The organism is Pseudomonas juntendi, from assembly GCF_009932375.1.
Classification (GTDB): Bacteria; Pseudomonadota; Gammaproteobacteria; order Pseudomonadales; family Pseudomonadaceae; genus Aquipseudomonas; species Aquipseudomonas juntendi.
In genome coordinates, this window is record NZ_BLJG01000161.1 from 1 (window position 1) to 24,598 (window position 24,598).

The window sequence follows — 24,598 nt, forward strand, 5'->3', positions numbered from 1 at the left end:
GCCGGCAAGCTGAACTGGCATGCAGCGCAGAGGCACCCCTGATAGGCACGATTCGTCTGTAGGAGCGGCCTTGTGTCGCGAAAGGGCCGCAGAGCGGCCCCGGCAATTTTGCGGTGGCGCACAGATCCCGGGGGCGCTACGCACCCCTTTCGCGACACAAGGCCACTCCTACAGGGTTCATCCGCGAAAGGGCCGGTACCGGCAAAAACAAAGGCCCGGCGCTTTTACAAGCGCCGGGCTTTCGTTCAACCGCAAGCCACTATCAGTGGAATTGCTCTTCCTCAGTCGAACCCGTCAGGGCAGTCACCGACGAAGCCCCACCCTGAATAACAGTGGTCATGTCGTCGAAGTAGCCAGTGCCCACTTCCTGCTGGTGCGCCACGAAGGTGTAGCCCTTGCTAGCGTCAGCGAATTCCTGCTCCTGCAGCTTCACATAGGCGGTCATGTCGTTGCGGGCGTAGTCGTGCGCCAGGTTGAACATGCCGTGCCACATGTTGTGGATGCCGGCCAGGGTGATGAACTGGTGTTTGTAGCCCATGGCCGACAGTTCGCGCTGGAACTTGGCGATGGTGGCGTCGTCCAGGTTCTTCTTCCAGTTGAAGGAAGGCGAGCAGTTGTACGACAGGATCTGGTCCGGGTACTCCTTCTTGATCGCCTCGGCGAAGCGGCGGGCTTCGTCCAGGTCCGGTTTGGCAGTCTCGCACCAGATCAGGTCGGCATACGGCGCGTAAGCCAGGCCGCGGGCGATGGCCTGGTCGAGGCCGGCGCGCACTTTGTAGAAGCCTTCACGGGTGCGCTCGCCAATCACGAACGGCTGGTCGTACGGGTCGCAGTCGCTGGTCAGCAAGTCGGCGGCGTTGGCGTCGGTACGGGCCAGGATAATGGTCGGTACGCCCGACACGTCAGCAGCCAGGCGCGCGGCCACCAGCTTCTGTACGGCTTCCTGGGTCGGTACCAGTACCTTGCCCCCCATGTGGCCGCATTTTTTCACCGAGGCCAGCTGGTCTTCGAAGTGCACGCCGGCGGCGCCTGCTTCGATCATGTTCTTCATCAGCTCGTAGGCGTTCAGTACGCCGCCGAAACCGGCTTCGGCGTCAGCCACGATCGGGGCGAAGTAGTCGATGTAGCCTTCGTCGCCCGGGTTCTTGCCCGCTTTCCACTGGATCTGGTCAGCGCGGCGGAACGCATTGTTGATGCGCTTGACCACGGTCGGTACCGAGTCGACCGGGTACAGCGACTGGTCCGGGTACATGGACTCGGCCGAGTTGTTGTCGGCGGCAACCTGCCAGCCGGACAGGTAGATGGCCTGGATGCCGGCTTTTACCTGCTGGACTGCCTGGCCGCCAGTCAGGGCGCCCATGCAGTTGACGAAGTCTTTCTCAGGGCGGAAGGACGGGTGGGCACCTTCGGTGACCAGCTTCCACAGTTTCTCTGCACCCTGGCGGGCAAAGGTGTGCTCGGGTTGCACGGAGCCACGCAGGCGAACGACATCAGCGGCGGTGTAGGTACGGGTCACGCCTTTCCAGCGCGGGTTCTCGGCCCAGTCTTTCTCGAGGGCTGCAATTTGCTGTTCGCGTGTCAGTGCCATGGAAATAAACCTCGTCGCATCGATCTTGAGTTAATTGTGCTGATGCTCGGAGCAGATCAGGTGCCTGGCGGCTGTCCTGTTCGCAGGTGTGCGGCGGCGAACGCGAAGGCTCGAAGGGGAAGGAGAGTGCAGGCCAGGCGAAGGGCGCCCCGGCAGGTCGGCTCGTGGATGCCTAACTGCGGTGCTACGCGATTGCCAGTACTGCGGTGATGCGCTTCCGTCCCTCGGGACAACTTCTTCGTTGCAGTCGCAATCCCGTCGAACCGCCTTGTGGGCCGTATAGACACAAGGCGCCTCCGGGGGTGGGAGGAGCGCGCCTCGAAGGCCCTTGCCAGGGCCCCTGATTAGCGGGAGCGAGGCCATCATGCCCTTGGGAAAAACACCCTGTCAAATGTTTTGTAGTGGTTTTTTGCGCTTACTACATCTTTGGTCTAATACGACTTGTCAGTCAGTTTCAAGGCCTTTGGTCGAGGCCTTGAATTGCCTGAGATCAGTCGAGAAGGTCGACTTTTACACGCAAAGTCATGTTTTCACCGCGCTGGGTGCTGTAACTGCGGCTTGACGTACTGCGGTCCGCTTGGCTCTGCTGGTTGTAGCCCGCCAGGGTGATCCACTGGCCGAGCTTGCCAGTGATGGTTGTGTCGGTACTTTGCACTTTTACTACATCTGCACGTTCCTGGCTGATGCGGTCATTATTTGTGCTTATTTGCAGACGAACCGTTTCTCCGCTCAGAGTCGGGGTGACATAGAAACCTTGGGTCACGTTGCGGTATTCGGTGTTGCTCTGGAGGCGCCCGTAGCCGTCGGTGCTGGTGCTGGTAACCGGGATGCTCTGGCCAACCTGGATGAGTGCTGGCTGGCCTTCGCTAGCCTGAACTTGCTGCATGCCACCGTCGCGGTTGCTGGTGCCGTAGCGAATGACCTGGCCGTTGCCCCGGTTGTCCTGGAAGTTGCTGTCGTTGTTGTCAACGCTGATCAGCAGGCGCTTGGGCGCGGTATCCAGCTGCTGCAGCAAGGCACGCAGGTCGTCGATGCGCTCGGGGCTGGCGTTGACGATCAGCTTGTTCTCGAAGGCGCTGACCGTGCCGTCTTTGGCGATGAATGCCTGTGCGGCAGGCAGCAGTTCGGCGCTGCTGCGGTGCTGCAGCGGCAATACCTCGGTGGCGGCCTGGGCGGTGAGGCTGGCGGCCAGCAGCAGGGCGGCGCATAGGGGGCGTAGCGGCATGTCCATGATCTCCGCAGGTGGGGTTGCCATGATGGCAAAGGCGTCCTGCCTGTGCTGGATGCACATCAAAAACTGCCTTTTATCCTGGCTTTATCCAGGAAACTATAAATTATAGTCAGCCAGATAATTGCAGATAATCGCCCTCCACAGGCCGTGCCAGGGAGCCTGAGAGCCCTTCGGCAACATTGCGCGGTGGCTGCTGTCAGACAAATTCCGTAACATCCCGCCTTCGATTTTTGCCCGCTCTAAAGGCCGTACAGGTGCCCCAGGCTGTTGTCCGGCTAATTACAGGATGCCCATGAAACACACCCGACTACGCGCCGACCTGCTCGCCGGCCTGACCACCTCGTTTGCCTTGGTGCCCGAGTGCATCGCCTTTGCCTTGGTGGCCCACCTCAACCCGCTGATGGGCCTGTACGGTGCGTTCATCATTTGCACCTTGACCGCACTGTTCGGCGGTCGGCCGGGCATGATTTCCGGGGCTGCCGGCTCGATGGCGGTGGTGATCGTGGCGCTGGTGGTGCAGCACGGCGCGCAATACCTGCTGGCAACGGTGCTGCTGGGCGGGGTGGTGATGATTCTGTTCGGCCTGCTGCGCCTGGGCAAACTCGTGCGCCTGGTGCCGTACCCGGTCATGCTGGGCTTCGTCAACGGCCTGGCCATTGTCATTGCCATGGCCCAGCTGGAGCATTTCAAAAACGGTGAGCACTGGCTCAGTGGCACGCCTTTGTACCTGATGATCGGCCTGGTGGCGCTGACCATGGCGGTGGTCTACCTGTTGCCGAAGCTCACCCGCGCCGTACCGCCGGCACTGGTGGCGATTCTTGGCGTTGGCTTGCTGGTGTACCTGCTCGGCTTGCCCACCCGCACCTTGGGTGACATGGCGCACATCGCTGGCGGCTTGCCGGGGCTGGCGCTGCCGGATGTGCCGTGGAACCTGGAAACCCTCAAGATCATCGCCCCCTACGCGGTGCTGATGGCCATGGTCGGCCTGCTGGAAACCCTACTCACGCTGAACCTGACCGACGAAATCACCGAAAGCCGCGGCTACCCGGACCGCGAGTGCGTGGCATTGGGCGCCGCGAACATGGTGTCGGGCCTCTGCGGTGGCATGGGGGGTTGCGCGATGATCGGGCAAACGGTGATCAACCTGAGCTCCAATGGCCGTGGCCGGCTGTCGGGTGTGGTAGCCGGGGTGATGATTCTGCTGTTCGTGTTGTTCCTGTCGCCTTTGATCGAGCGTATTCCCCTGGCGGCGCTGGTTGGCGTGATGTTCGTGGTGGCCCAGCAGACCTTTGCCTGGGCGTCCTTGCGGGTGTTGCACAAGGTGCCGGTCAACGATGTGCTGGCGATCATCGCGGTGACCGTGGTCACGGTGTTTACCGACCTGGCCATGGCAGTGCTGTTCGGCATCGTGATCGCGGCGCTGAACTTTGCCTGGCAGCATGCCCGGGAGTTGTACGCCGACAGCCATGAAGACGCCGATGGCAGCAAACGCTATCAAGTGCATGGCACGCTGTTCTTCGCCTCGACCACTTCATTTCTCGACCAGTTCGATGCCGCCAGCGACCCGGCCCAGGTCACGCTGGACTGCCAGCACCTGAGCTTTGTCGATTACTCGGCGGTTGCCGCACTGCAGACCTTGCGCGAGCGTTATGCCAAGGCGGGCAAGCACCTGCGCGTGGTGCATCTGTCGGAGCGGTGCAAGAAGCTGTTGAAGCGGGCAGGGGAGCAGCACTGAGAAAGGTTATTGTCTGTGCTGGCCTCTTCGCGGGCTCGCCCGCTCCCACAGGAATGGCGCAGGCGCTGCCCCAGTGGGAGCGGGCGTGCCCGCGAAGAGGCCGGTACAGGCAAATGAATCACTCCCCGCGGTTCTTCTTGACGATGCCATCGGCAATGCTGGCTGGGGCCTCGGCATAACGGGTGAACTCCATCGAGAAGCTGGCCCGGCCCTGGGTCATCGAGCGCATCGAGGTGGCGTAGCCGAACATTTCGCCCAACGGCACCTCGGCGCGGATCACCTTGCCTGCCGGGGTTTCGTCGCCGTCCTGGATCATGCCCCGGCGCCGGCTCAGGTCGCCCAGGATGTCGCCCTGGTATTCCTCGGGGGTGACCACCTCCACCTTCATCACCGGCTCCAGCAGTACCGCGCCGCCTTTTTGCGACAGTTGCTTGGTGGCCATCGACGCTGCGATCTTGTAGGCCATCTCGTTGGAGTCCACATCGTGGTACGAGCCGTCATACACCGCTGCCTTCAGGTTGATCAGCGGGTAACCGGCCAGCACGCCGTTCTTCATCTGTTCTTCGATACCTTTCTGGATCGCCGGGATGTATTCGCGTGGCACCACGCCGCCGACGATCTCGTTGACGAACTCCAGGCCTTCCTTGCCTTCGTCACCGGGGGCGAAGCGGATCCAGCAATGCCCGTACTGGCCGCGGCCGCCGGACTGGCGGACGAAGCGGCCCTCGATCTCGCAGGTGTTGCGGATTTTCTCGCGGTAGGCCACCTGCGGCTTGCCGATATTGGCCTCGACGTTGAATTCACGGCGCATGCGGTCGACGATGATGTCCAGGTGCAACTCGCCCATGCCGGAGATGATGGTCTGGCCGGTTTCTTCGTCGGTACGCACGCGGAATGACGGGTCTTCCTGGGCCAGTTTGCCCAGGGCGATGCCCATTTTTTCCTGGTCGGCCTTGGTTTTCGGTTCCACGGCCACGGAAATCACCGGGTCGGGGAAGTCCATGCGCTCCAGGATGATCGGCTTGTCCATGTCGCACAGGGTGTCGCCGGTGGTCACGTCCTTCATGCCGATGAGGGCAGCGATGTCACCGGCGCATACGTCCTTGATCTCCGCGCGCTGGTTGGCGTGCATCTGCACCATGCGGCCGATGCGCTCTTTCTTGCCCTTGACCGAGTTGAGCACGGCATTGCCGGAGCTGAGCACCCCGGAGTACACCCGGGCGAAGGTCAGGGTGCCGACGAACGGGTCGGTGGCGATCTTGAAGGCCAGGGCCGAGAACGGCTCCTTGTCGTCGGCATGGCGTTCCAGGTGCTTGTTTTCGTCGTCGGGGTCGGTGCCCTTGATTGCCGGGATTTCCGACGGGGCAGGCAGGTAATCGATCACCGCATCGAGCATCAGCGGCACGCCCTTGTTCTTGAACGAGGAGCCGAGGATGGTGGGTACGATTTCGTTGTTCAGGGTGCGTTTGCGCAGGCCGGCCTTGATTTCTTCGATGCTCAGCTCTTCGCCCTCGAGAAACTTCTCGGTCAGTTCGTCATCGGCCTCAGCCGCGGCCTCTACCATCTTCGCGCGCCATTCATCGGCCAGCACCTTGAGCTCGGCAGGTATCTCTTCTTCGCGATAGCTGGTGCCGTTATCGGCATCGTTCCAGTAGATAGCTTTCATCTTCACCAGGTCGATCTGGCCGATGAAATGCTCTTCACTGCCAATGGCCAGCTGGATCGGCACCGGGTGGTGGCCCAGGCGCTGGTCGATCTGTTTGACCACCCGCAGGAAGTCCGCGCCCTGGCGATCCATCTTGTTGATGTAGGCCAGGCGCGGCACGTGGTACTTGTTGGCCTGGCGCCAGACCGTTTCGGACTGGGGCTCGACGCCGTCGGCGCCGCTGAAGACCACCACGGCACCATCGAGTACGCGCAGCGAACGTTCCACTTCGATGGTGAAGTCGACGTGGCCGGGGGTGTCGATGATGTTGAACCGATACTTGTCGGCGAACTGCTTGGTCGAGCCTTGCCAGAAGGCCGTGGTCGCCGCCGAGGTGATGGTGATGCCGCGCTCTTGCTCCTGGGCCATCCAGTCCATGGTCGCGGCGCCATCGTGCACCTCGCCCATCTTGTGGTTGACCCCGGTGTAGAACAGGATCCGCTCGGTAGTCGTGGTCTTGCCGGCGTCGACGTGGGCGACGATGCCGATGTTGCGGTACAGCTCGATGGGCGTTGTGCGGGCCATGGCGGACTACCTGCGGCTGGGCGGATTCCACCACGTTAGCAGACCCGTGGAATCCTGCCGTGCCGCCGGGCTGTCAGTCGGCCTGGGCCTGCAACAGCCACTGGCCATCCACTTCGCGAGCCAGGCCACACGCCGGTAGCAGGGCCAGCAAGCGTGGGTGCAGGCCGGCTTCGGTGAAGGTCTTGAGCGTGGCCAGGTCCAGCGCGCCGATCAGGTTCAGGTCGGCCTTGGTATAGGACAGCCAGGCTTTCTTCAGCACCTGGGCCACATCGCTGCCGGCGGTGCTGGCGAAACGGCGGTGCCACGGGCGGCCGTCGAAGGTGAAGGTGTGCGCGTGGCTATAGGTGCTGGGGTCGGCACCTTCGGCGCAGCGGTGGCAGCGGCACGGGCCCTCGCCGAAAGCGTTGCGCAGGTAGCTGTTGAAGTCCACCACCGGCTTGAGGGACAGACGTTTGTCGACATCGAACAGGTCGGCGATCAGGGGTTCTTCGGCGCTCACTCGGGATCCTCGTGTGGTGTGGCGTGCATCGGCGGGCACCCTAACAGATCGGGGCGGCCAGATCACCTGTTGCAGGGCTGGCCGCTTCGCGGGTGAACCCGCTCCCACAAGGGCTGCAGCGTATTCAAGGGTTGTATGCCTGTGGGCGCTGGCTTGCCAGCGATGAGGCCAGTAGAGACAACAGGCAACGCCTGCCGTACTCTACGCGCCCATACGCCTACCCACCCATTGAGGTAACCCCGCTTGAGCACCCAGTACCCGTACATCGCCACCGTCACCATCAGCGCCGAGGACCGTGGGGGCGATACCGAGGCATCGGAAAACCCCGGTATGCGCGTTGGCCTGGAGGCGGTGACCGAAACCCTGAAAAAGGTGCATTTCGTCGGTACGCTCGCGGCGCCTGAAAAGAATGCCACGCACATTTGCGTCACCCTGGAGAACGGCCTGACCTACTACGGCCCGATCGTCAATGGCCATGCCGAACTCGAAGGCGGCTGGATCGCATTCGAGTCCGACATGCTCACCCCGGCAGAGCTGGGGCTGTAACGCTCAGTTCAACTCCGCCAGGCACTGCTCGAGGATATCCAGCCCTTCTTCGAGCACCTCGGCCTCGATGGTCAGCGGTGCCAGCAGGCGGATGATGTGCCGCGCCTTGCCGCTGGGCATCAGCAGCAGGCCTTTGGCGCGCGCCGCGTCCAGCACCATGGCCAGTTGCGCCGGGGCCGGGCTGCCGTCTGCATTGACGAATTCAATCCCGCGCATGGCGCCCACCCCGGTCAGGCGCCCGATGAACGGGTACAGGCCCGAGGCCGTCCAACGCTGGTGGCGGCTGACGATGGCCTGCTCCTGGCGCTCACCCCAGGTAGCCACGTTCTCGTCGGTCATCTGCGCCAGGCTGGCCAGTGCTGCCGCACAGGCAATGGGGTTGCCCGAGTAGGTGCCGCCGAGGCCGCCCTTGGGTAATGACCCCATCAGGTGCTTGCGCCCGACCACTGCACCCAAGGGCATGCCGCCGGCAATGCTCTTGGCCAGCAACAGCAGGTCGGGCTCGAGCCCCAGGCGCGGGAAGGCGAAGCGCTGGCCGGTGCGGCCAAAGCCTGACTGGATCTCGTCGATGATGATCAGGATGCCGTGCTGGTCGCAGAAGCGGCGCAGGGCCTGGGCGAAGGCCGGGTCGAGGGCCAGGAAACCACCTTCTCCCTGCACTGGCTCAAAAATGAACGCCGCCACGTCTTCCACGGCCAACTCGACGCTGAACAGGCGGTCCATGGCCTTGAGTGCCTGTTCGCAGGTGACCCCGGTGTCGGCGCTCGGGTAGGGCAGGTGGTAGACCGGCCCGGGCAGCTCGCCGACCCGTTGCTTGTACGGGGCGACCTTGCCGTTGAGGTTCAGGGTAGCCAGCGTGCGGCCGTGGAAGCCCCCGTCGAAGGCGATGATGGCCCGTTTACCGGTAGCGCCACGGGCCACTTTCAGGGCGTTTTCCGCGGCTTCCGCGCCGCTGTTGGTGAGCATGCCGGCCAGCGGGTAGCTGACCGGTACGAACTGGCTCAGTTGCTCCATCAGCGCCAGGTACGGGCCATGGGGGGCGGCGTTGAAGGCATAGTGAGTGAGGCGGGTGGCCTGGGCCTGGATGGCCTCGACCACGGCCGGGTTGCAGTGGCCCAGGTTGAGCACGCCGATACCGCCGACAAAGTCGATGTAACGTTTGCCGTCAGTGTCCCAGACTTCGGCATTGCGGCCATGGGAAAGTGTGATTGGGTGAACGATGGCAATCGATTGGCTGATACTTTCCTGGTTCATGGTGCACGCGGACCTTGTTCGAGTTTCTTATTATCCAAACGTGTTCGCAGGTTATTCCGCAAACGAATTATTCGATTGCGGTCATTCCATGGATTCGTGATCTGGCCGATACTTCGCCATTCAAATCAATCCCCCTCAGCTACCCGCTCCCGTATCCACTGCACAAAAGCCCTTATCTTGGGCACTTCGGCGGCATGTTCGGCATGCGCGATGAAGTGCCGGCCATTGCTCGGCACCGGGTGGTCCCAGGCCACCACCAGCTTGCCTTCGCTCAATTCCTCGGCCACCAGGTAGCGCGGGATCAGGGCGATGCCACAACCGGCGATGGCCGCGCGGATGCACAGGTAGAAGGTGTCGAAACGCGGCCCGTGGTAGCTGTTCTGGCTGTGCAAGCCCAGCCCCAGGAACCACTCATGCCAGGCTTCGGGCCGCGACACGCACTGCAACAGGCGGTGCTCGGTCAGCGCCTGGGCACTGTCGAAAGGGTGGCTGGCCACTAGCTGCGGGCTGCACACCGGCACGACCTCTTCACTGAACAATTCGATGCAGGTTGCCCCGGGCCAGGTGCCCTGGCCGAAGAAAAAGGCGATGTCGGCCTTGGCCTGGACCAGGTCGAACGGCTCCAGCTCGTTGCGTATGTCCAGGTGAATACGCGGGTAGCGGTCGCCGAAGCCCTTGAGCCTGGGCACCAGCCAGCGCGCGCCGAAGGTGGGCTGGGTAGCGATGCGCAGCACTTCGGTTTCGTCGCCATAGCTGAGGATGTAGCGGCTGGAAATATCGATCTGGGTGAGGATCTTGTTCACTTCGGTGAGGTACAGGGCGCCGGCCGGGGTCAGGTGCAGGCGCCGGCGAATACGCTGGAACAGCGAGTGCGAGAGCATGTCTTCAAGCTGCGCCACCTGCTTGCTGACGGCGCTTTGGGTCAGGTGCAGCTCTTGCGCCGCACGGGTGAAGCTGAGGTGGCGGGCGGCCGCTTCGAAACACTGAAGGGCGGTGGTCGAGGGCATCAGGCGTTTGGACATGACGGGCGAATACCGAGCAAAAAAGTAAGGAGTTCATTCCAAAACGGAATCATGTGTTTCGAAAAGGTCGTTTGTTGACCCCGGCCTATAGATTAATACTGACCTGGATCAACAATGACAACCGGTCATGTAAAGAGGAGGTCGTTAACCCGCTTTTGGTCTTTGCAAAACAACAACAACGCGCATCAGAAATTTAAAAGAATTCTGCTCCGACCTTCAGCCGCCATGCCGCGGCCGACCCATTCGAGGGTTCTTCATGGCTTCTCACGACAACAAGAAACAGCGCTCCTTGCAGCACGGCCTGACCTCGCGCCAGGTGTCCATGATTTCCATCGCCGGCATCATCGGCGCCGGCCTGTTCATCGGCTCGTCCAATGCCATTGCCACCGCCGGCCCGGCGATCCTCATCTCCTACGCCATGACCGGCCTGCTGGTGCTGCTGGTCATGCGCATGCTGGGTGAAATGGCCATCGCCAACCCCAACAGCGGCTCGTTCTCGACCTATGCCAGCGAGGCCATCGGCCCGTGGGCCGGGTTCACCATCGGCTGGCTGTACTGGTGGTTCTGGGTACTGATCATTCCGGTCGAAGCCATCGCCGGCGCCGACATCCTGCATGCCTACTTCCCGGGCGTGCCCTCGTGGCTGTTCGCCTTCCTGATCATGCTGGTGCTGTCGGGCACCAACCTGGTCAGCGTGAAGAACTTCGGTGCGTTCGAGTACTGGTTCGCCTTGGTCAAGGTGGTGGCGATCATTGCGTTCATCGTGGTCAGCGGGTTGGCCGTGTTCGGTTTCTGGCCGCTGGCCGAGGTGTCCGGGGTCAGCCGCCTGTGGGACCACGGCGGCTTCATGCCCAACGGCTTCGGCACCGTACTGGGTGGCGTGCTGATTACCATTTTCTCGTTCTTCGGTGCCGAAATCGTCACCATCGCCGCTGACGAAACCGCCAACCCGAAAGACAAGATCCGCCGTGCCACCAACCTGGTGGTCTACCGCATCGCGATCTTCTACCTGGCCTCGATCTTCCTGGTGGTGTCGCTGGTGGCCTGGAACGACCCGGCATTGAAGGCGGTCGGTTCGTTCCAGCGGGTGCTGGAAGTGCTGAACGTGCCAGGGGCCAAGCTGCTGGTCGACCTGGTGGTGCTGGTGGCAGTGACCAGTTGCATGAACTCGGGCCTGTACACAGCCTCGCGCATGCTCTATTCGCTGGGCGCGCGTGGCCAGGCGCTGAGCATGACCAAGCGAATTGCCGGCTCCGGGGTGCCGACCGTGGCCGTGCTGTTCTCCACCTTGGCAGGCTTCGCCGGTTGCCTGGTCAACTATGTCTTCCCTGGCAAGGTGTTTGGCTTCCTGTTGTCTACCACCGGTGCCATCGCGTTGCTGGTGTACCTGGTGATCGCCGTGTCGCAACTGCGCATGCGGGCCCGCGCCGAACGCGAAGGGCGCCCGCTGGAACTGAAAATGTGGCTGTTCCCTTATCTCACCTGGCTGGTGATCGGCACCATTGTCATGGTGCTGGGCTACATGCTGTTCAGCGATGCCTACCGCTATGAAACACTGATGACCGCCGGGGTGACCCTGTTCATCCTGCTGGTGTCGCTGACCCAGCGGCGTGGCCGCGTGGTTGCGCAGGCCGCCTGATGTTTCTGCTTTAATGGGGGCGTTGCGCGCCCCCTTTTTCATCAGCACAGGAAGCGTATGAACGACCAGCCCCTTTCCAGGCCATGGCGGCACCAGACGGTACCTGCTACGGCTGCGGTTGTTCCCACCCCAGCGGGTTGCACCTGCAAAGCCATTGGCATGCCGATGGTATCCACCTCGTCTGCAGGCATGCCCCGGACAGCACCTTCAGCGGTTGGCCGGGCCTGGTGTACGGCGGCCTGCTGGCGATGCTGGTGGATTGCCATTCCAACTGGACAGCCATGGCCTACCACTACCGGCACGAAGGCCGCGCGCCGGGCAGCTTGCCGCGCATCGACTGCGTGACCGGTACGCTCAACCTGACCTACCTGAAGCCCACCCCGATGGGCATCGAATTGCTGCTCAAGGCCCGGGTAGAAGGTGAAGTAGGGCGCAAGAGCCGGGTGATCTGTGAAGTCTGGGCTGGCGACGTGCTGACCGTGACGGCGGACTCGGTATTCGTCCGCGTCGATACCGAAAAACTCAAGCTCAAGGCCCACGGCCAGGGCTGACCAGCGTCGGTTTCAGGATGCGCCTGGTCGCTCTTACGCAACCCTTCGGCGGCATAAGTGCCATGCTTGCAGGATGCAGTCGGACCAGCGCACGCAGATGCGCGGCCGTCGGCGAGGAGGCCGCCGCCATCGCGCAACCGTGACGTTGCCGGCGTGCCGCAGCAGAACACGCTGGATACCTGCCATTACAACAAAACAGGCAGGGTCCGTGATGCCGAGGTCCGCTGTATGCCTGATGAATTGCTCCACCTGCCCGTTATCCAGCGCATTCTGGCGCGCGACAAAGACACCCCCGGCGCCCTGTTGCCGATGCTGCATGCTATCCAGCATGACCTGGGCTACATCCCCGATGCCGCCGTTCCCGAACTGGCCCATGCCCTCAACCTCAGCCTGGCCGAGGTGCGTGGGGTAATCAGTTTCTATCATGATTTCCGCACTGCGCCGCCGGCACGCCATACCTTGCGCCTGTGCCGCGCCGAGTCGTGCCAGAGCCGTGGCGCCGAGGCACTCGCGGCGCAGCTGCGTGAACAGCTGGCACTCGACGACCATGGCACCAGTGCCGACGGCGCCATCAGCCTGCGCCCGGTGTATTGCCTGGGCGCCTGCGCCTGCTCACCCGCGCTGGAACTCGACGGCCAGGTGCATGCACGGCTCACCCCCGAGCGCTTGCGCGCCTTGGTCAATGCCTGCCAGGAGGATGCAGCATGCTGAAGCTGTTCATTGCCTGTGATTCGGTCGCCCGCGCCGTGGGCGCCGACCAGGTCGCCGAGGCCTTCCAGCGCGAAGCCGAGCGGCGCCAGTTGCCGCTGGAAATCCAGCGCACCAGCTCGCGTGGGCTGTACTGGCTGGAGCCGCTGGTCGAGTGCGACAGTGCGCAAGGCCGCCTCGGCTTTGGCCCGGTTACCGCACAAGACGTGCCGGCGCTGCTCGATGCCCTGGCCGGTGAGCCCGCCGAGCACCCGCTGGCGCTTGGGCCGGTCGAGGCCATCCCCTACCTCAAGACCCAGCAACGGCTGCTGTTTGCCCGCGCCGGCATTACCCGCCCGTTGTCGCTGGACGACTACCGGGCGCACGGCGGTTTCGCCGGCCTTGAAGCCGCGGTAGCGCTGGACGGCGCCGAAGTGGTCGCTGCCGTGCTGGACTCCGGCTTGCGCGGCCGCGGTGGTGCGGCCTTCCCGGCGGGTATCAAGTGGCGCACCGTACGGGACGCCGGCCCAGGCCAGAAGTACGTGGTGTGCAATGCCGACGAGGGCGACTCCGGCACCTTTGCCGACCGCATGCTGATGGAGGGCGACCCGTTCCTGCTGATCGAGGGCATGATCATTGCCGGCCTCGCCGTGGGCGCCGACATGGGCTACATCTATGTGCGCTCGGAATACCCCGACGCCATCCGTGTGCTCCAGCAGGCGTTTGCCATCGCCCGTGCGGCCGGTTACCTGGGGGCCAACGTGGCTGGTAGCGGCCGGGCTTTCGAGCTGCAGGTACGGGTGGGGGCCGGCGCCTACATCTGTGGGGAAGAAACCGCACTGCTCGAATCGATCGAGGGCAAGCGCGGCATCGTCCGCGCCAAGCCGCCACTGCCCGCGCTGCAAGGCCTGTTCGGCTTGCCGACATTGGTGCACAACGTGCTCACCCTGGCCTCGGTGCCGATCATCCTGGCCAAGGGCGCGGCGTTCTACCGTGACTTCGGCATGGGCCGCTCACTGGGGACCATGCCGTTCCAGCTGGCTGGCAATGTGCGCCATGGCGGCCTGGTGGAGCGGGCTTTTGGCCTGACCCTGCGCGAGCTGGTAGAGGGCTACGGGGGCGGCACGGCCAGTGGCCGGCCGCTGAAAGCTGCGCAGGTCGGCGGCCCGCTTGGCGCCTGGGTGCCACCCAGCCACTTCGACACGCCGCTGGACTATGAAGCCTTCGCCGCCATGGGCGCGATGCTCGGCCATGGCGGTGTGGTGGTCGCCGACGACACCCTGAACATGGCCAGCATGGCGCGTTTTGCCCTGCAGTTCTGCGCCGAGGAGTCGTGCGGCAAGTGCACCCCGTGCCGCATCGGCTCGACACGGGGCATGGAGGTGGTCGACCGCTTGATCGCCAGCAGCGAAACGGGCGAGCGCCATGACCACGCCCTGTTGCTGCGCGACCTGTGCGACACCATGCAGTACGGTTCGCTGTGCGCCATGGGTGGCATGACCGCCTACCCGGTCGCCAGCGCCCTCAAGTACTTCCCCGCCGATTTCGGGCTGACCACCACGGAGGCCGCACAGTGATCAACTTCTTCGACCCGCAAACCGACCTGGGCACCCCGGCTCGCGACAGCGATGTGCAGGTCAGCCTCAGCATCGATGGCCGAGCCATCAGCGTGCCGGCCGGCACCTCGGTGATGCGCGCCGCGGCCATGCTCGGCACCAGCATCCCCAAACTATGTGCCACCGACAGCCTTGAAGCCTTTGGCTCGTGCCGCATGTGCATGGTGGAAATCGAAGGCATGCGCGGCTACCCGGCATCGTGCACCACGCCGGTCAGCGAAGGCATGGTGGTGCGCACCGAAACCCCGCGCCTGGCCGGCTTGCGCCGCAATGTGATGGAGCTGTACATCTCCGACCACCCGCTGGACTGCCTGACCTGTTCGGCCAACGGCAACTGCGAGCTGCAGACCGTGGCCGGGCAGGTTGGCCTGCGCGAGGTGCGCTATGGCTATGAAGGCGCCAACCATCTGGCTGAGAAAAAGGACGTTTCCAACCCGTATTTCGACTATGAACCGAGCAAGTGCATAGTCTGCAGCCGCTGCGTGCGCGCCTGCGAGGAGATCCAGGGCACCTTCGCCCTGACCATCACCGGGCGTGGTTTCGAGTCGCGGGTGGCGGCGGCCGGCGGGGACAATTTCCTGGCTTCGGAGTGCGTGTCGTGCGGCGCCTGTGTGCAGGCCTGCCCAACCGCGACCCTGACGGAAAAAAGCCTGGTGCAACTGGGCCAGCCCGAGCGTTCGGTGGTCACCACCTGTGCCTACTGCGGTGTGGGTTGCTCGTTCCGCGCAGAAATGAAAGGGGACCAGCTGGTGCGCATGGTCCCGGACAAGAACGGCGGCGCCAACCATGGCCACGCCTGCGTCAAAGGGCGTTTCGCCTGGGGCTACGCGACCCACCCGGACCGCATCACCAAACCGATGATCCGCAAGCGCCTGGAGGACCCGTGGCAAGAGGTCAGCTGGGACGAGGCGGTGAACTACGCCGCCAGCGAATTGCGCCGTATCCAGCTCAAGTATGGGCGTGACTCCATTGGCGGCATTACCTCCAGCCGCTGCACCAACGAAGAAGCGTACCTGGTGCAGAAACTGGTGCGTACGGCGTTCGGCAACAACAACGTCGACACCTGTGCCCGGGTCTGCCATTCACCGACCGGTTATGGCCTGAAGCAGACCCTCGGCGAGTCGGCAGGTACGCAAAGCTTCGACTCGGTGATGCAGGCCGACGTGATACTGGTGATCGGCGCCAACCCTACCGACGCCCACCCGGTGTTCGGCTCGCAGCTAAAGCGCCGCCTGCGCCAGGGCGCGCGGCTGATCGTGATCGACCCACGGCGTATCGACCTGGTCGACGCGCCGCACGCCCGTGCCGAGCTGCACCTGCAACTGCGCCCTGGTACCAACGTGGCCATGCTCAACGCCTTGGCCCATGTGATCGTCACCGAGGGCCTGCTGGCCCAAGGCTTCATCGATGCCCGCTGCGAAACCGAAGACTTCGCCCGCTGGCGCGACTTCGTCAGCCGTGCCGAGAACGCCCCGCAAGTGCTTGGCCCGGTGTGTGGCGTAGCGCCAGAGCAGATCCGCGCCGCCGCCCGGCTGTACGCCACCGGCGGTAATGCGGCCATCTATTACGGCCTTGGGGTGACCGAGCACAGCCAGGGCAGCACCGCGGTGATGGCCATCGCCAACCTGGCCATGGCCACCGGCAACATCGGCCGAGAAGGGGTAGGGGTCAACCCACTGCGCGGCCAGAACAACGTGCAAGGTTCGTGCGACATGGGGTCGTTCCCCCATGAATTGCCCGGTTACCGGCATATCTCCAACCAGGCGGTGCGTGAAGAGTTCGAGCAGGCCTGGGGCGTGACCTTGCAGCCCGACCCGGGCCTGCGTATTCCCAACATGTTCGAGGCAGCACTGGACGGCAGCTTCAAGGCGCTGTACTGCCAGGGTGAAGACATTGCCCAAAGTGACCCCAACACCCAGCACGTTACCGCAGCCTTGCTCGCGATGGAGTGCGTGGTGGTACAGGACATCTTCCTCAACGAAACCGCCAAGTTCGCCCACGTGTTCCTGCCGGGCAGTTCGTTCCTGGAAAAAGACGGCACCTTCACCAACGCCGAGCGGCGAATTTCACGGGTGCGCAAGGTCATGGAACCGCTGGCCGGCAAGGCTGACTGGGAAGCTACCATCGCCCTGGCCGACGCCCTGGGCTACCCGATGCACTACCGCCACCCGTCCGAGATCATGGATGAAATCGCCCGCCTGACCCCGACCTTCCGCCGGGTCAGCTATGCCGAAATCGAACGCCATGGCAGCCTGCAATGGCCCTGCAACGAGGCCGCGCCGGATGGCACGCCAACCATGCACATCGACCAGTTCGTGCGGGGCAAGGGCCGCTTCATGCTCACCGGCTATGTGCCGACCGATGAAAAGGTCAACAGCCGTTACCCGTTGTTGCTGACCACCGGGCGCATCCTCAGCCAGTACAACGTCGGCGCGCAGACGCGGCGCACCGGCAACGTGGCCTGGCACGACGCCGACCGCCTGGAAATCCACCCCACCGATGCCGAAAGCCGGGGTATCCAGGACGGCGACTGGGTCGGCATTGGCAGCCGTGCCGGGCAGACGGTGCTGCGCGCCAAGGTCAGTGCGCGGGTGGCCGCGGGGGTGGTGTACACCACGTTCCACTTCCCCGAGTCGGGGGCCAACGTGATCACCACCGACAACTCCGACTGGGCTACCAACTGCCCCGAGTACAAGGTCACGGCGGTGGAGGTGGTCAAAGTGTTCCAGCCTTCGCAATGGCAGCAGCGCTATCAGGACTTCAGTGATGAACAGCGGCGCCTGCTGCAGGAGCGCCGCACAGCGGAGAAAGCCGAGGTACGCCAATGAGCAGCGCCAGCCTGGTCAAGATGGCCAACCAGATTGCCCATTACTACGACAGCGAGCCTAACCGAGCGCTGGCCGTGCAAGGGGTACGCCAGCATCTGCAAAGCTTCTGGACGCCGGCCATGCGCAGGCAGCTGCTGGAGTGGATTGCAGCCAACGACGGGGAGGGGCTGGACCCGAAGGTGCGTGAAGCATTGGGCTGACGGCTACCTGCGCCCTTGTGCAGGCGCGCCGCTGTGGCGCGCCTGCAGGGGGCGTCAACCCCGGACCCGTTCGGCCAGCTTGGTGCTGGTTTCTTCAAGCTTGAGCACCAGCACGTCGCCCTTCAGCTCATCGAGTACCACCTCTGCAGTATTGCCAATCAACGCCCCGGTAATCCCTGTGCGGCACACCGTACCGATCACGGTCACCACCGCATCCAACCGCTGCTCGGTATGGGGGATAAGCACATCTGCCGGTCCTTCAGCCACGTGCAGGCGGTCCTCGCTGATGCCGTACTCGGCCTGGAACGCCTCGCACGCTTCACGGTAGCGTGCCTCGATGGTTTCGCTCAACTGGTAGACCGGGTCGGCCGCCGACAGCATGGGCGACGGGTGTGCGCTGATGACATGCAGCTCGCCCTTGGCCAGCGCGGCGATGTCATGGCCATGGTCGATGATGCTGGCGTGCAGGCGGCGGTGATCCTCGTCCTGGTTGCCCACGTCCACCGCGGCCAGAATCCTGCCGCCAGTCCACGGCCGCTCGCTCTTGACCATCAGCACGGCACACGGGCATTGGCGCAGCAGTTTCCAGTCATCGGGGGTAAGCAGGGCCTTTTTCAGCGGGTTGTCGGGGCGGTGTTCCTTGATCACCAGCTCACAGCCTTCGGCCTGCTGCACGTAGATGATGGTGTCGTGCAGGCTATCGCGCCAGGCCTCTTCGTGGGAGACATTGTCATAACCGTCGTCGTGCAGTTGGCGGCTCAGCACGCTCAACAGCGCGCTGTGGTCATGCCGTTTGTCGCACATCAGCAGGTGCAGGCGCGCGCCGGTGACGCCTGCAATCAGCTTGGCCCGGGTCAGTGCGCGGCTGTGGGCGTGTTCGGGGTCGAGCACCACGAGAATGCTGCGGATGGCTTGCATGGACGTTAACTCCAGTCAAAGGGGGCGACCAATGCCTGACTATAGTCCCCGCTGCCCGCGCGGGTGCTTGATACACATCAAGCATAGCCACTGGCGCCGACCGCCGCCGCCGGTATAATCGCCAGCCCTGCCTGTTCCGTGTGGTTGCATGCTCATGTCCCTGACCCCCGAAATCGATGCCTTCCTGGGCTGCCCGACGCCAGACGCCTGGATCGAAGCAGCACTGGCCGACCAGGAAACCTTGCTGATCGACCACAAGAACTGCGAATTCAAGGCCGCCAGCACTGCCCTGAGCCTGATCGCCAAGTACAACACCCACCTTGACCTGATCAACATGATGTCGCGCCTGGCGCGCGAGGAGCTGGTGCACCACGAGCAGGTGCTGCGCCTGATGAAACGCCGTGGCGTACCGCTGCGGCCGGTGTCGGCGGGGCGCTACGCATCGGGGCTGCGCCGGCTGGTGCGCGCCCATGAGCCGGTCAAGCTGGTGGATACACTGGTGGTCGGGGCGTTCATCGAAGCGCGCAGCTGCGAGCGCTTTGCCGCGCTGGTGCCGCACCTGGATGAAGAGCTGGGCCGTTTCTACCATGGCCTGCTGAAAAGCGAGGCGCGCCATTACCAGGGCTACCTGAAACTGGCACACCACTATGGGGATGCGGCGGACATTGCCCGCCGCATTGAACTGGTGCGCGCGGCGGAAGCGGAGCTTATCCAGTCACCCGACCAGGAGCTGCGCTTCCACAGCGGGATTCCGCTGGCGCAAGCCGCCTGAAGCGTGCCGCCGGCGCGGCTGCCCGGTCAGTTGCGCCGGCCCAGCAGCAGGCCCACCACTAGGCCGAGGCCGGCGGAAATGGCCACGGTTTGCCAGGGGTGGCCACCGATGTAGTCCTGCGTGGCGTTGACCATGGGCTGCGCTTTGTCACGCATGTTTGCGGCGGCCTGGCGTGCCTGTTTCAGCTTCAGGCTGACCTGCGCGCGCAGGCTGTCGGCTTCTTCGCCAACCAGGGCAGCGCTGTCGTTGAGCAGCTTCTCCGATTCTTCGATCAGCGCCTGCAACTCACTGAAGACCTGGTCCTTGATTTGATCGCTGTCGGCCAGCGTGGCTTTTTTCCGGGCCATGAAAGTGTCCTCGTCGATGGGTGGTTTGAACAATGGATACTTGCGCGCCGGAAAAGTTGCGTCGGCGTGAGGTTGGCGCGTTGGTGTAAGATAGCCGCCATTTACGGTCTAGCAGGTGATGCATGAGTTTCAATCTGGCCAACATGAGCTTCGAGGAACGGGCGCAGATCGAGGCAGAGAAGGCCCGGCTGTTCGAAATGTGGCAGACCAACCTGGGCAAGGCCAAGGGCGAAGCCGCCCGGCTGATCGCCGAGAAGCCACGGCGCAAAGGCAAGTGGGCCGAGTGGGTACGCGCTGAGCTGGAGGGCATGTCGCCGCCCGAATACGCCAGCATGGTCCGCAGCGAAGTCAACAAGCTGATGGCAGCAGCCAGCGCCAACCGCTGAGCGCCCGCTGTTTACCAGGTGGTCCCTTTGGGCAGGTCCAGCTTGCCCTCGTCGGTGAAGCGCACGGTGCCCAGTGGCCCGCTGGCCAGCTTGCCGCGCAGCTTGTAGGGCAGGCCCTGCAGGGTACCCACCTGGCCCAGCCCGTAGGCCTGGCGCAGGAAAGAGAACGCCGTGATGCTCACCGGCACCACGATCACCGCCTCGTCGTAGCGGCCAATGTGCCCCTGCTGGTCACTGACCCCGGCAGCCAGTGGCTGGCCGTTCACCTCCAGGTCGAGGGCGATGCCGTTGTAGTCGATTGCCTCTTCGTTGGGGTTCTGCACCCGCATTTTCACGGCCATGCGCAGCTCCAGTTCCTGCCCCGGCAGCGGTTCTATGCCGATCACGCTGATGTTCAGCGGGTCGCGTGGCTGCAGGAGCGCGCAGGCCGCCAGGCTGCTGGTCAGGCACAGGGCAATGAGCAGGCGGGTGTAGCGGTGCAGTCGGGCAACCATGGGTACGACCTTGCCTAAGTGAACGAGCCGTCAGTGTGGCAAATGCGCGCCGGCGTTGAAAGTGTTGGGTCAGATGAAAGATACTGTTTCTCATTAACAGCCGATAACTTCTCTTACTGGTCGTTCCCAAACCCATGCTGACTTCACCTGTGTCGGGCCTGCTGGCGAGTTTCCAGGAGCACTACGACGACTTGCTGCAGTTCCTGACCCGGCGCATGAGCGACCGCCAGCGTGCCGCCGACGTCGCGCAGGAAACCTACCTCAAGCTGGTGCACATCGACGAGCAGGCGTTGCCGGTGCTGCATGCGCGCAGTTTCATCTTCCGCGTGGCGGGTAACCTGGCCATCGACGCCCTGCGCCGCGAGCAACGCATCGCGGCCAGCCACGATGATTGCGACGGGGCAGGCGAGCTAGCCTGCCCAGCGCCAGCGCCCGAGGCGGTGTTGCTGGCGCGTGAGCGCCTGCAATTGCTCGATCAGGCGCTGTTGCAGTTGCCCTGCAAGGCCCGCCAGGCCTTGTTGCTGAACCGCGTCGACGGCCTGACCCAGAAGCAGGTCGCGCAACGCCTTGGCGTGTCGGAAAGCATGGTGGCCAAGTACATTGGCCAGGCCCTGCGCCATTGCCGCCGGTGGCTGCAGCAGGCGGGCGTAGCGGCCTGCGGGGTATTGCTGGTCACTGCCCTGGTCGCCTGGCAGCAGGCGCCGGTGTTGTTGGCCGATTACCACACTGGCGTGGGTGAGCGGCAGGTCGTGACGTTGGCCGATGGCACGCGGGTCACCCTGAACAGTGCCAGCGCCTTGCGTGTGGTATTCAGCGAGCATGAGCGGCGCGTGGTGCTGGCTGCAGGTGAGGCACTGTTCGAAATGGCCGATGATGCCCGGCCGTTCGTGGTGGACACGGCCGGTGCAGCGGTGCAGGGCCGTGCCGCCACCTTCAGCGTGCGCCGTGATGGGCACGTGGTACTGGCACGTGGCGAGGCCAAGGTCGGCGAGCAGCCGTTGGCAGTAGCGGCGGATGCCGGTGCCCAGTTGGCCTGGCAGCGCGGCAAGCTGATCTTCAATGGCAAGCCGTTGGGGCAGGTGCTGCAAGAGCTGGAGCGTTACCGGCACGGGCGCATCGTGCTGTCCGACAGCAAGCTGGCGGCGATGGAGGTGAGTGGGGTCTTCGACCTGGATGAGCCGCAGGCGCTGTTGCGCACCCTGGAGCAGCGGTATGGGCTGAAGGTGACCTACCTGCCTTGGTTGGCCGTGGTGCATTGAGCGGCCAGCGCAGAAAAAATTTGCAGTGGCCACTGCAAGTTCCTGCGAGCCAGATCGTCGTAGTGGGACTGATCAGCAACTCATTCTCATTTACGACTTGCCAGGAAGCGCCTACGTGTCTCTGATGCCCAAGCCTTTGCCCCGCCGCCGCGGTTCACTTCACCATGCCCTGTTGTCTTGCAGTGCCCTGGCCATGCTGACCGGCCCGCTGCATGCGGCTGCTTCGACCACCGCCGAAAACGCCCAGCTGCAGGCCCGGCAGGTTCAGCTTGACCTGCCTGCGCAGCCGCTGGATCAAGCCCTGACCTCGTTTGCCGACCAGGCCGGCCTGCACTTGCTGTACACCACCGGCGATGTCGCCGGCTTGGCCGGCCCGGCCCTGCGCGGCAGCTACAGTGTCGAGCAGGCGCTGCAACAATTGCTGGCCGGTAGTGGCATGGGCTGGCAATTCAGCGATGCCCGCACGGTGACCCTGCGCAAGGCCGAGGCTGCGCCGCAGGCGGTCAACCTCAAGCCGATCGAAGTCAGTGTGGCTTCGCGTACCAGTACGGCAATCAGCGAAATCCCCGGGACCGTGTGGGTGGTCGACCAACAGCAACTGCGCGAACAGATCGACAGTGGCGTCAGCCTCAAGGAAGCCATCGGCAAGCTGGTGCCGGGGCTGGACCTGGCACCGGAAGGGCGCACCAACTACGGCCAGAACATGCGTGGGCGCAATGTGCTGGTGATGATCGACGGGGTCAGCCAGAACAGCTCGCGGGGGCTGTCACGCCAGTTCGACAGCATTTCGCCGTTCAATGTCGAGCGCGTCGAAGTGCTGTCTGGTGCCAACGCCATCTACGGCGGGGGCGCCACCGGCGGTATCATCAACATCGTCACCAAGAAGGGCGAACCCGGGCCGGCCCGTTTCGAGACCCAGTTGGGTGCCAGCAGCGGCTTCAACAACAGCGACGACCTGGCCACCCGCTTCGCCCAGTCGATCAGCGGCGGCAACGAGCGGGTCAATGCCCGCCTGGGTATCTCCGGCGAGCAGAACGAAGCGTTCTACGACGGGGCCGGCGAGCAGATATTCATCGACAACACCCAGACCGACCTGCAGTACAACCGCACGGCCGATGTGCTCGGCAGCTTGGGCATGCAGTTGAACGAGCAGCAAAGCCTTGACCTGCTGGCCCAGTATTACGACTCGGGCAACCACGGCAGCACCGGTATCTACTTCCCCAACCTGGACTACAACGCGCCCTCCGACCTGGAAGATGCCGAGCTGCGCAGCGGTTATTCAGCCGGCCTGGAGCCGCGCACCCGGCGCCTGCTGCTCAACGCCAACTACCACCACAGCGACGTGCTCGGCCAGGACTTCTACCTGCAAGCGTCGTACCGCAAGGAAGACGACAACTTCTACCCGTTCCCGTACTACAACCGGGCCACCCCTACAGGCGCGCGGGGGGTGTATTTTGCTGCCTCGCAGCAGAACTTCGAGGTTTCCAGCCTCAAGGGGTTGTTCGCCAAGCAATGGGACACGCTCAAGCTGACCTATGGCGTGGACCTGGACCGCGAGCGCTTCAGTGCCGAGCAGACCACCTTCAACGCACAGACCTCGTCCGAATCCGGTGGCCTGGACCTGGAGAAGGAGAGCAAGGCCGCACGTTACCCGAGCTATCGGGTGGATGGCGTTTCGCTGTATGGCCAGCTGGACTGGCGCGCCACCGACAACCTGACCTTGTCTGGCGGCGCCCGTCGCCAGCAGATGGACGTGGATGTCAGCGACTTCAAGGGCGTGCCCGGCGGCAGCAACGATTACCAGGTCAACCTGTTCAACGTCGGCGCCATTTACGACTTCAAGAATGGCCACCAGGCGTGGGCCAACTATGGCGAAGGCTTCGACCTGCCAGACCCGGCCAAGTACTACGGCAAGCCGGGCCTGAGCGTGGCAGACAACCCCCTGGCCGGGATCAAGAGCCGTCAGGTGGAGCTGGGCTGGCGCTATGCCGACCTGGACTGGGACGCCCAGGCAGCGCTGTACTACATCTGGTCGGACAAGATCATCAACGTCGACTCGCAAACGCTGACCATCAATGTCGAAGAGCAGAAGAGCCGTGACTTCGGCTTTGAAGGGGCATTGACCCGCCACTTCCAGAGTGGTTGGGAAGCGGGCGGCACGCTGCACCTGACCCGCTCCGAGGAAGAGGCGGTCGACGGCGGCTGGATCAAACGCGATGCCCGCTATGCGTCGTTGTCGAAGGCCACCGGTTTCGTTGGCTGGAAGGGTGACGGGCGCAGCGCGCGGTTGCAGGCCAACCATGCATTCAGCCTGAAAGACGATGCCGACCATGAGATCGACGGCTACACCACCTTCGACCTGCTGGCCAGCCAGGACACCGGTTTCGGCACCTTCAGCGCGGGTATCCAGAACCTGCTGGACAAGCAGTACAGTACGGTCTGGGGGCAGCGCGCGACGCTGTTCTATTCGCCGACCTACGGGCCGGCGTACCTGTATGACTACCAGGGGCGCGGGCGCACCTATACCCTGACCTGGAGCTTGGCTTACTGAGCCACCGTTGTGGCCGACTTCTGAAGGCCAACATTAAGCACTGCAAATCGCAGATCAAGCGGGTTGAGCAAGCAATCGGTCAGCAAACGGCAAAGCTGAATGATAAGCGGGTTGCTCAGCTGGTTCAGGTCAAAGGCATTGGGGGGGCGCCTTTCAACCATGACAGCGGAAAGTCCGTAGGCAAGCGTTCAATTTCAGGGGGCGGTTTGAGGTGGTGGGAGCGGGCTTGCCCGCGAACACCGGCG

21 protein-coding genes are annotated in these 24,598 nt (G+C 63.7%); 12 read left to right on the forward strand and 9 right to left on the reverse strand.

Annotated features, from left to right (window positions below):
• Positions 1-262: 262 nt before the first annotated feature.
• A complete protein-coding gene (aceA, locus tag GYA94_RS19680; RefSeq protein WP_009684219.1) occupies positions 263-1,588 on the reverse strand; it encodes an isocitrate lyase in 1,326 nt (441 codons plus the stop codon).
• Positions 1,589-2,078: 490 nt separating this feature from the next.
• Complete coding sequence (locus tag GYA94_RS19685) at positions 2,079-2,843, reverse strand: secretin N-terminal domain-containing protein (protein WP_174824195.1); 765 nt, start codon at positions 2,841-2,843, stop codon at positions 2,079-2,081.
• Between the two features lie 268 nt (positions 2,844-3,111).
• On the opposite strand from GYA94_RS19685, the gene GYA94_RS19690 reads away from it, so the two are divergent.
• Positions 3,112-4,554: a SulP family inorganic anion transporter gene (locus GYA94_RS19690; RefSeq protein WP_054904921.1), complete on the forward strand. Its 1,443-nt coding sequence runs from the start codon at positions 3,112-3,114 to the stop codon at positions 4,552-4,554.
• 118 nt (positions 4,555-4,672) lie between these two features.
• Here GYA94_RS19690 and fusA read toward each other — a convergent pair whose 3' ends face one another.
• Both fusA and GYA94_RS19700 read right to left on the reverse strand, forming a co-directional pair.
• On the reverse strand, positions 4,673-6,784 hold the full coding sequence (fusA, locus tag GYA94_RS19695) for an elongation factor G (protein WP_161892929.1): 2,112 nt from the start codon (positions 6,782-6,784) through the stop codon (positions 4,673-4,675).
• A gap of 73 nt (positions 6,785-6,857) precedes the next feature.
• Positions 6,858-7,283, reverse strand: coding sequence for a hypothetical protein (locus tag GYA94_RS19700; protein WP_110676805.1), 426 nt, complete (start codon positions 7,281-7,283; stop codon positions 6,858-6,860).
• A 243-nt stretch (positions 7,284-7,526) separates the two neighbouring features.
• On the opposite strand from GYA94_RS19700, the gene GYA94_RS19705 reads away from it, so the two are divergent.
• Positions 7,527-7,829 carry a hypothetical protein gene (locus GYA94_RS19705; protein ID WP_029885291.1) on the forward strand — a complete coding sequence of 101 codons (303 nt, stop codon included), beginning with the start codon at positions 7,527-7,529 and terminating at the stop codon, positions 7,827-7,829.
• A 3-nt stretch (positions 7,830-7,832) separates the two neighbouring features.
• Here the strand turns inward: GYA94_RS19705 and GYA94_RS19710 are convergent, their stop codons facing one another.
• Positions 7,833-9,083 carry a 2-aminoadipate transaminase gene (locus GYA94_RS19710; RefSeq protein WP_110676807.1) on the reverse strand — a complete coding sequence of 417 codons (1,251 nt, stop codon included), beginning with the start codon at positions 9,081-9,083 and terminating at the stop codon, positions 7,833-7,835.
• 125 nt (positions 9,084-9,208) lie between these two features.
• Positions 9,209-10,105, reverse strand: a complete 897-nt coding sequence (gene gcvA, locus GYA94_RS19715) for a transcriptional regulator GcvA (protein ID WP_029885289.1) — start codon at positions 10,103-10,105, stop codon at positions 9,209-9,211.
• Between the two features lie 256 nt (positions 10,106-10,361).
• Here gcvA and GYA94_RS19720 point away from each other — a divergent pair, with 256 nt between their 5' ends.
• From GYA94_RS19720 to GYA94_RS19745, 6 genes are all read left to right on the forward strand, one after another.
• A complete protein-coding gene (locus tag GYA94_RS19720; protein WP_110676809.1) occupies positions 10,362-11,744 on the forward strand; it encodes an amino acid permease in 1,383 nt (460 codons plus the stop codon).
• A gap of 83 nt (positions 11,745-11,827) precedes the next feature.
• Positions 11,828-12,295, forward strand: coding sequence for a PaaI family thioesterase (locus tag GYA94_RS19725; protein ID WP_161892930.1), 468 nt, complete (start codon positions 11,828-11,830; stop codon positions 12,293-12,295).
• A gap of 228 nt (positions 12,296-12,523) precedes the next feature.
• A complete protein-coding gene (locus tag GYA94_RS19730) occupies positions 12,524-13,006 on the forward strand; it encodes a formate dehydrogenase subunit gamma (protein WP_029885286.1) in 483 nt (160 codons plus the stop codon).
• Entirely contained in the window at positions 13,000-14,559 is a 1,560-nt protein-coding gene (locus GYA94_RS19735; protein WP_110676810.1) for a formate dehydrogenase beta subunit, read from the forward strand. Before GYA94_RS19730 ends, GYA94_RS19735 begins: the two co-directional genes overlap by 7 nt.
• Positions 14,556-17,426 (forward strand): formate dehydrogenase subunit alpha, encoded by a 2,871-nt coding sequence (fdhF, locus tag GYA94_RS19740; protein ID WP_161892931.1) that lies wholly within the window; start codon positions 14,556-14,558, stop codon positions 17,424-17,426. Before GYA94_RS19735 ends, fdhF begins: the two co-directional genes overlap by 4 nt.
• Positions 17,423-17,626: a formate dehydrogenase subunit delta gene (locus tag GYA94_RS19745; RefSeq protein ID WP_110676815.1), complete on the forward strand. Its 204-nt coding sequence runs from the start codon at positions 17,423-17,425 to the stop codon at positions 17,624-17,626. Before fdhF ends, GYA94_RS19745 begins: the two co-directional genes overlap by 4 nt.
• 54 nt (positions 17,627-17,680) lie before the next feature.
• Here the strand turns inward: GYA94_RS19745 and GYA94_RS19750 are convergent, their stop codons facing one another.
• Positions 17,681-18,544, reverse strand: coding sequence for a universal stress protein (locus GYA94_RS19750; RefSeq protein ID WP_110676817.1), 864 nt, complete (start codon positions 18,542-18,544; stop codon positions 17,681-17,683).
• Between the two features lie 154 nt (positions 18,545-18,698).
• Between GYA94_RS19750 and GYA94_RS19755 the strand changes: the two genes are divergently transcribed.
• Positions 18,699-19,316: a MiaE family protein gene (locus tag GYA94_RS19755; protein WP_009684203.1), complete on the forward strand. Its 618-nt coding sequence runs from the start codon at positions 18,699-18,701 to the stop codon at positions 19,314-19,316.
• Between the two features lie 26 nt (positions 19,317-19,342).
• Here GYA94_RS19755 and GYA94_RS19760 read toward each other — a convergent pair whose 3' ends face one another.
• Positions 19,343-19,663 (reverse strand): ElaB/YgaM/YqjD family protein, encoded by a 321-nt coding sequence (locus GYA94_RS19760; RefSeq protein ID WP_047149846.1) that lies wholly within the window; start codon positions 19,661-19,663, stop codon positions 19,343-19,345.
• Positions 19,664-19,785: 122 nt separating this feature from the next.
• Between GYA94_RS19760 and GYA94_RS19765 the strand changes: the two genes are divergently transcribed.
• Positions 19,786-20,049, forward strand: coding sequence for a hypothetical protein (locus GYA94_RS19765; protein WP_009684201.1), 264 nt, complete (start codon positions 19,786-19,788; stop codon positions 20,047-20,049).
• A gap of 11 nt (positions 20,050-20,060) precedes the next feature.
• Here GYA94_RS19765 and GYA94_RS19770 read toward each other — a convergent pair whose 3' ends face one another.
• On the reverse strand, positions 20,061-20,543 hold the full coding sequence (locus GYA94_RS19770; RefSeq protein ID WP_009684200.1) for an LEA/WHy family protein: 483 nt from the start codon (positions 20,541-20,543) through the stop codon (positions 20,061-20,063).
• A 134-nt stretch (positions 20,544-20,677) separates the two neighbouring features.
• Here GYA94_RS19770 and GYA94_RS19775 point away from each other — a divergent pair, with 134 nt between their 5' ends.
• Together GYA94_RS19775 and GYA94_RS19780 are read left to right on the forward strand one after the other, a co-directional pair.
• Positions 20,678-21,802, forward strand: coding sequence for a sigma-70 family RNA polymerase sigma factor (locus tag GYA94_RS19775; protein ID WP_110676819.1), 1,125 nt, complete (start codon positions 20,678-20,680; stop codon positions 21,800-21,802).
• A gap of 124 nt (positions 21,803-21,926) precedes the next feature.
• Complete coding sequence (locus GYA94_RS19780; protein ID WP_161892932.1) at positions 21,927-24,353, forward strand: TonB-dependent receptor; 2,427 nt, start codon at positions 21,927-21,929, stop codon at positions 24,351-24,353.
• Positions 24,354-24,598: the final 245 nt, after the last annotated feature.

Coding starts and splice junctions, on each gene's coding strand:
- GYA94_RS19750 (WP_110676817.1), bottom strand. CDS start 18,544: ATGCAAGCCATCCGCAGCATTCTCGTGGTGCTCGACCCCGAACACGCC.
- GYA94_RS19760 (WP_047149846.1), bottom strand. CDS start 19,663: ATGGCCCGGAAAAAAGCCACGCTGGCCGACAGCGATCAAATCAAGGAC.
- aceA (WP_009684219.1), bottom strand. CDS start 1,588: ATGGCACTGACACGCGAACAGCAAATTGCAGCCCTCGAGAAAGACTGG.
- GYA94_RS19720 (WP_110676809.1), top strand. CDS start 10,362: ATGGCTTCTCACGACAACAAGAAACAGCGCTCCTTGCAGCACGGCCTG.
- gcvA (WP_029885289.1), bottom strand. CDS start 10,105: ATGTCCAAACGCCTGATGCCCTCGACCACCGCCCTTCAGTGTTTCGAA.
- GYA94_RS19735 (WP_110676810.1), top strand. CDS start 13,000: ATGCTGAAGCTGTTCATTGCCTGTGATTCGGTCGCCCGCGCCGTGGGC.
- GYA94_RS19690 (WP_054904921.1), top strand. CDS start 3,112: ATGAAACACACCCGACTACGCGCCGACCTGCTCGCCGGCCTGACCACC.
- GYA94_RS19765 (WP_009684201.1), top strand. CDS start 19,786: ATGAGTTTCAATCTGGCCAACATGAGCTTCGAGGAACGGGCGCAGATC.
- GYA94_RS19775 (WP_110676819.1), top strand. CDS start 20,678: ATGCTGACTTCACCTGTGTCGGGCCTGCTGGCGAGTTTCCAGGAGCAC.
- GYA94_RS19685 (WP_174824195.1), bottom strand. CDS start 2,843: ATGGCAACCCCACCTGCGGAGATCATGGACATGCCGCTACGCCCCCTA.
- fusA (WP_161892929.1), bottom strand. CDS start 6,784: ATGGCCCGCACAACGCCCATCGAGCTGTACCGCAACATCGGCATCGTC.
- GYA94_RS19755 (WP_009684203.1), top strand. CDS start 18,699: ATGTCCCTGACCCCCGAAATCGATGCCTTCCTGGGCTGCCCGACGCCA.
- GYA94_RS19725 (WP_161892930.1), top strand. CDS start 11,828: ATGGCGGCACCAGACGGTACCTGCTACGGCTGCGGTTGTTCCCACCCC.
- GYA94_RS19745 (WP_110676815.1), top strand. CDS start 17,423: ATGAGCAGCGCCAGCCTGGTCAAGATGGCCAACCAGATTGCCCATTAC.
- GYA94_RS19710 (WP_110676807.1), bottom strand. CDS start 9,083: ATGAACCAGGAAAGTATCAGCCAATCGATTGCCATCGTTCACCCAATC.
- GYA94_RS19730 (WP_029885286.1), top strand. CDS start 12,524: ATGCCTGATGAATTGCTCCACCTGCCCGTTATCCAGCGCATTCTGGCG.
- GYA94_RS19780 (WP_161892932.1), top strand. CDS start 21,927: ATGCCCAAGCCTTTGCCCCGCCGCCGCGGTTCACTTCACCATGCCCTG.
- GYA94_RS19770 (WP_009684200.1), bottom strand. CDS start 20,543: ATGGTTGCCCGACTGCACCGCTACACCCGCCTGCTCATTGCCCTGTGC.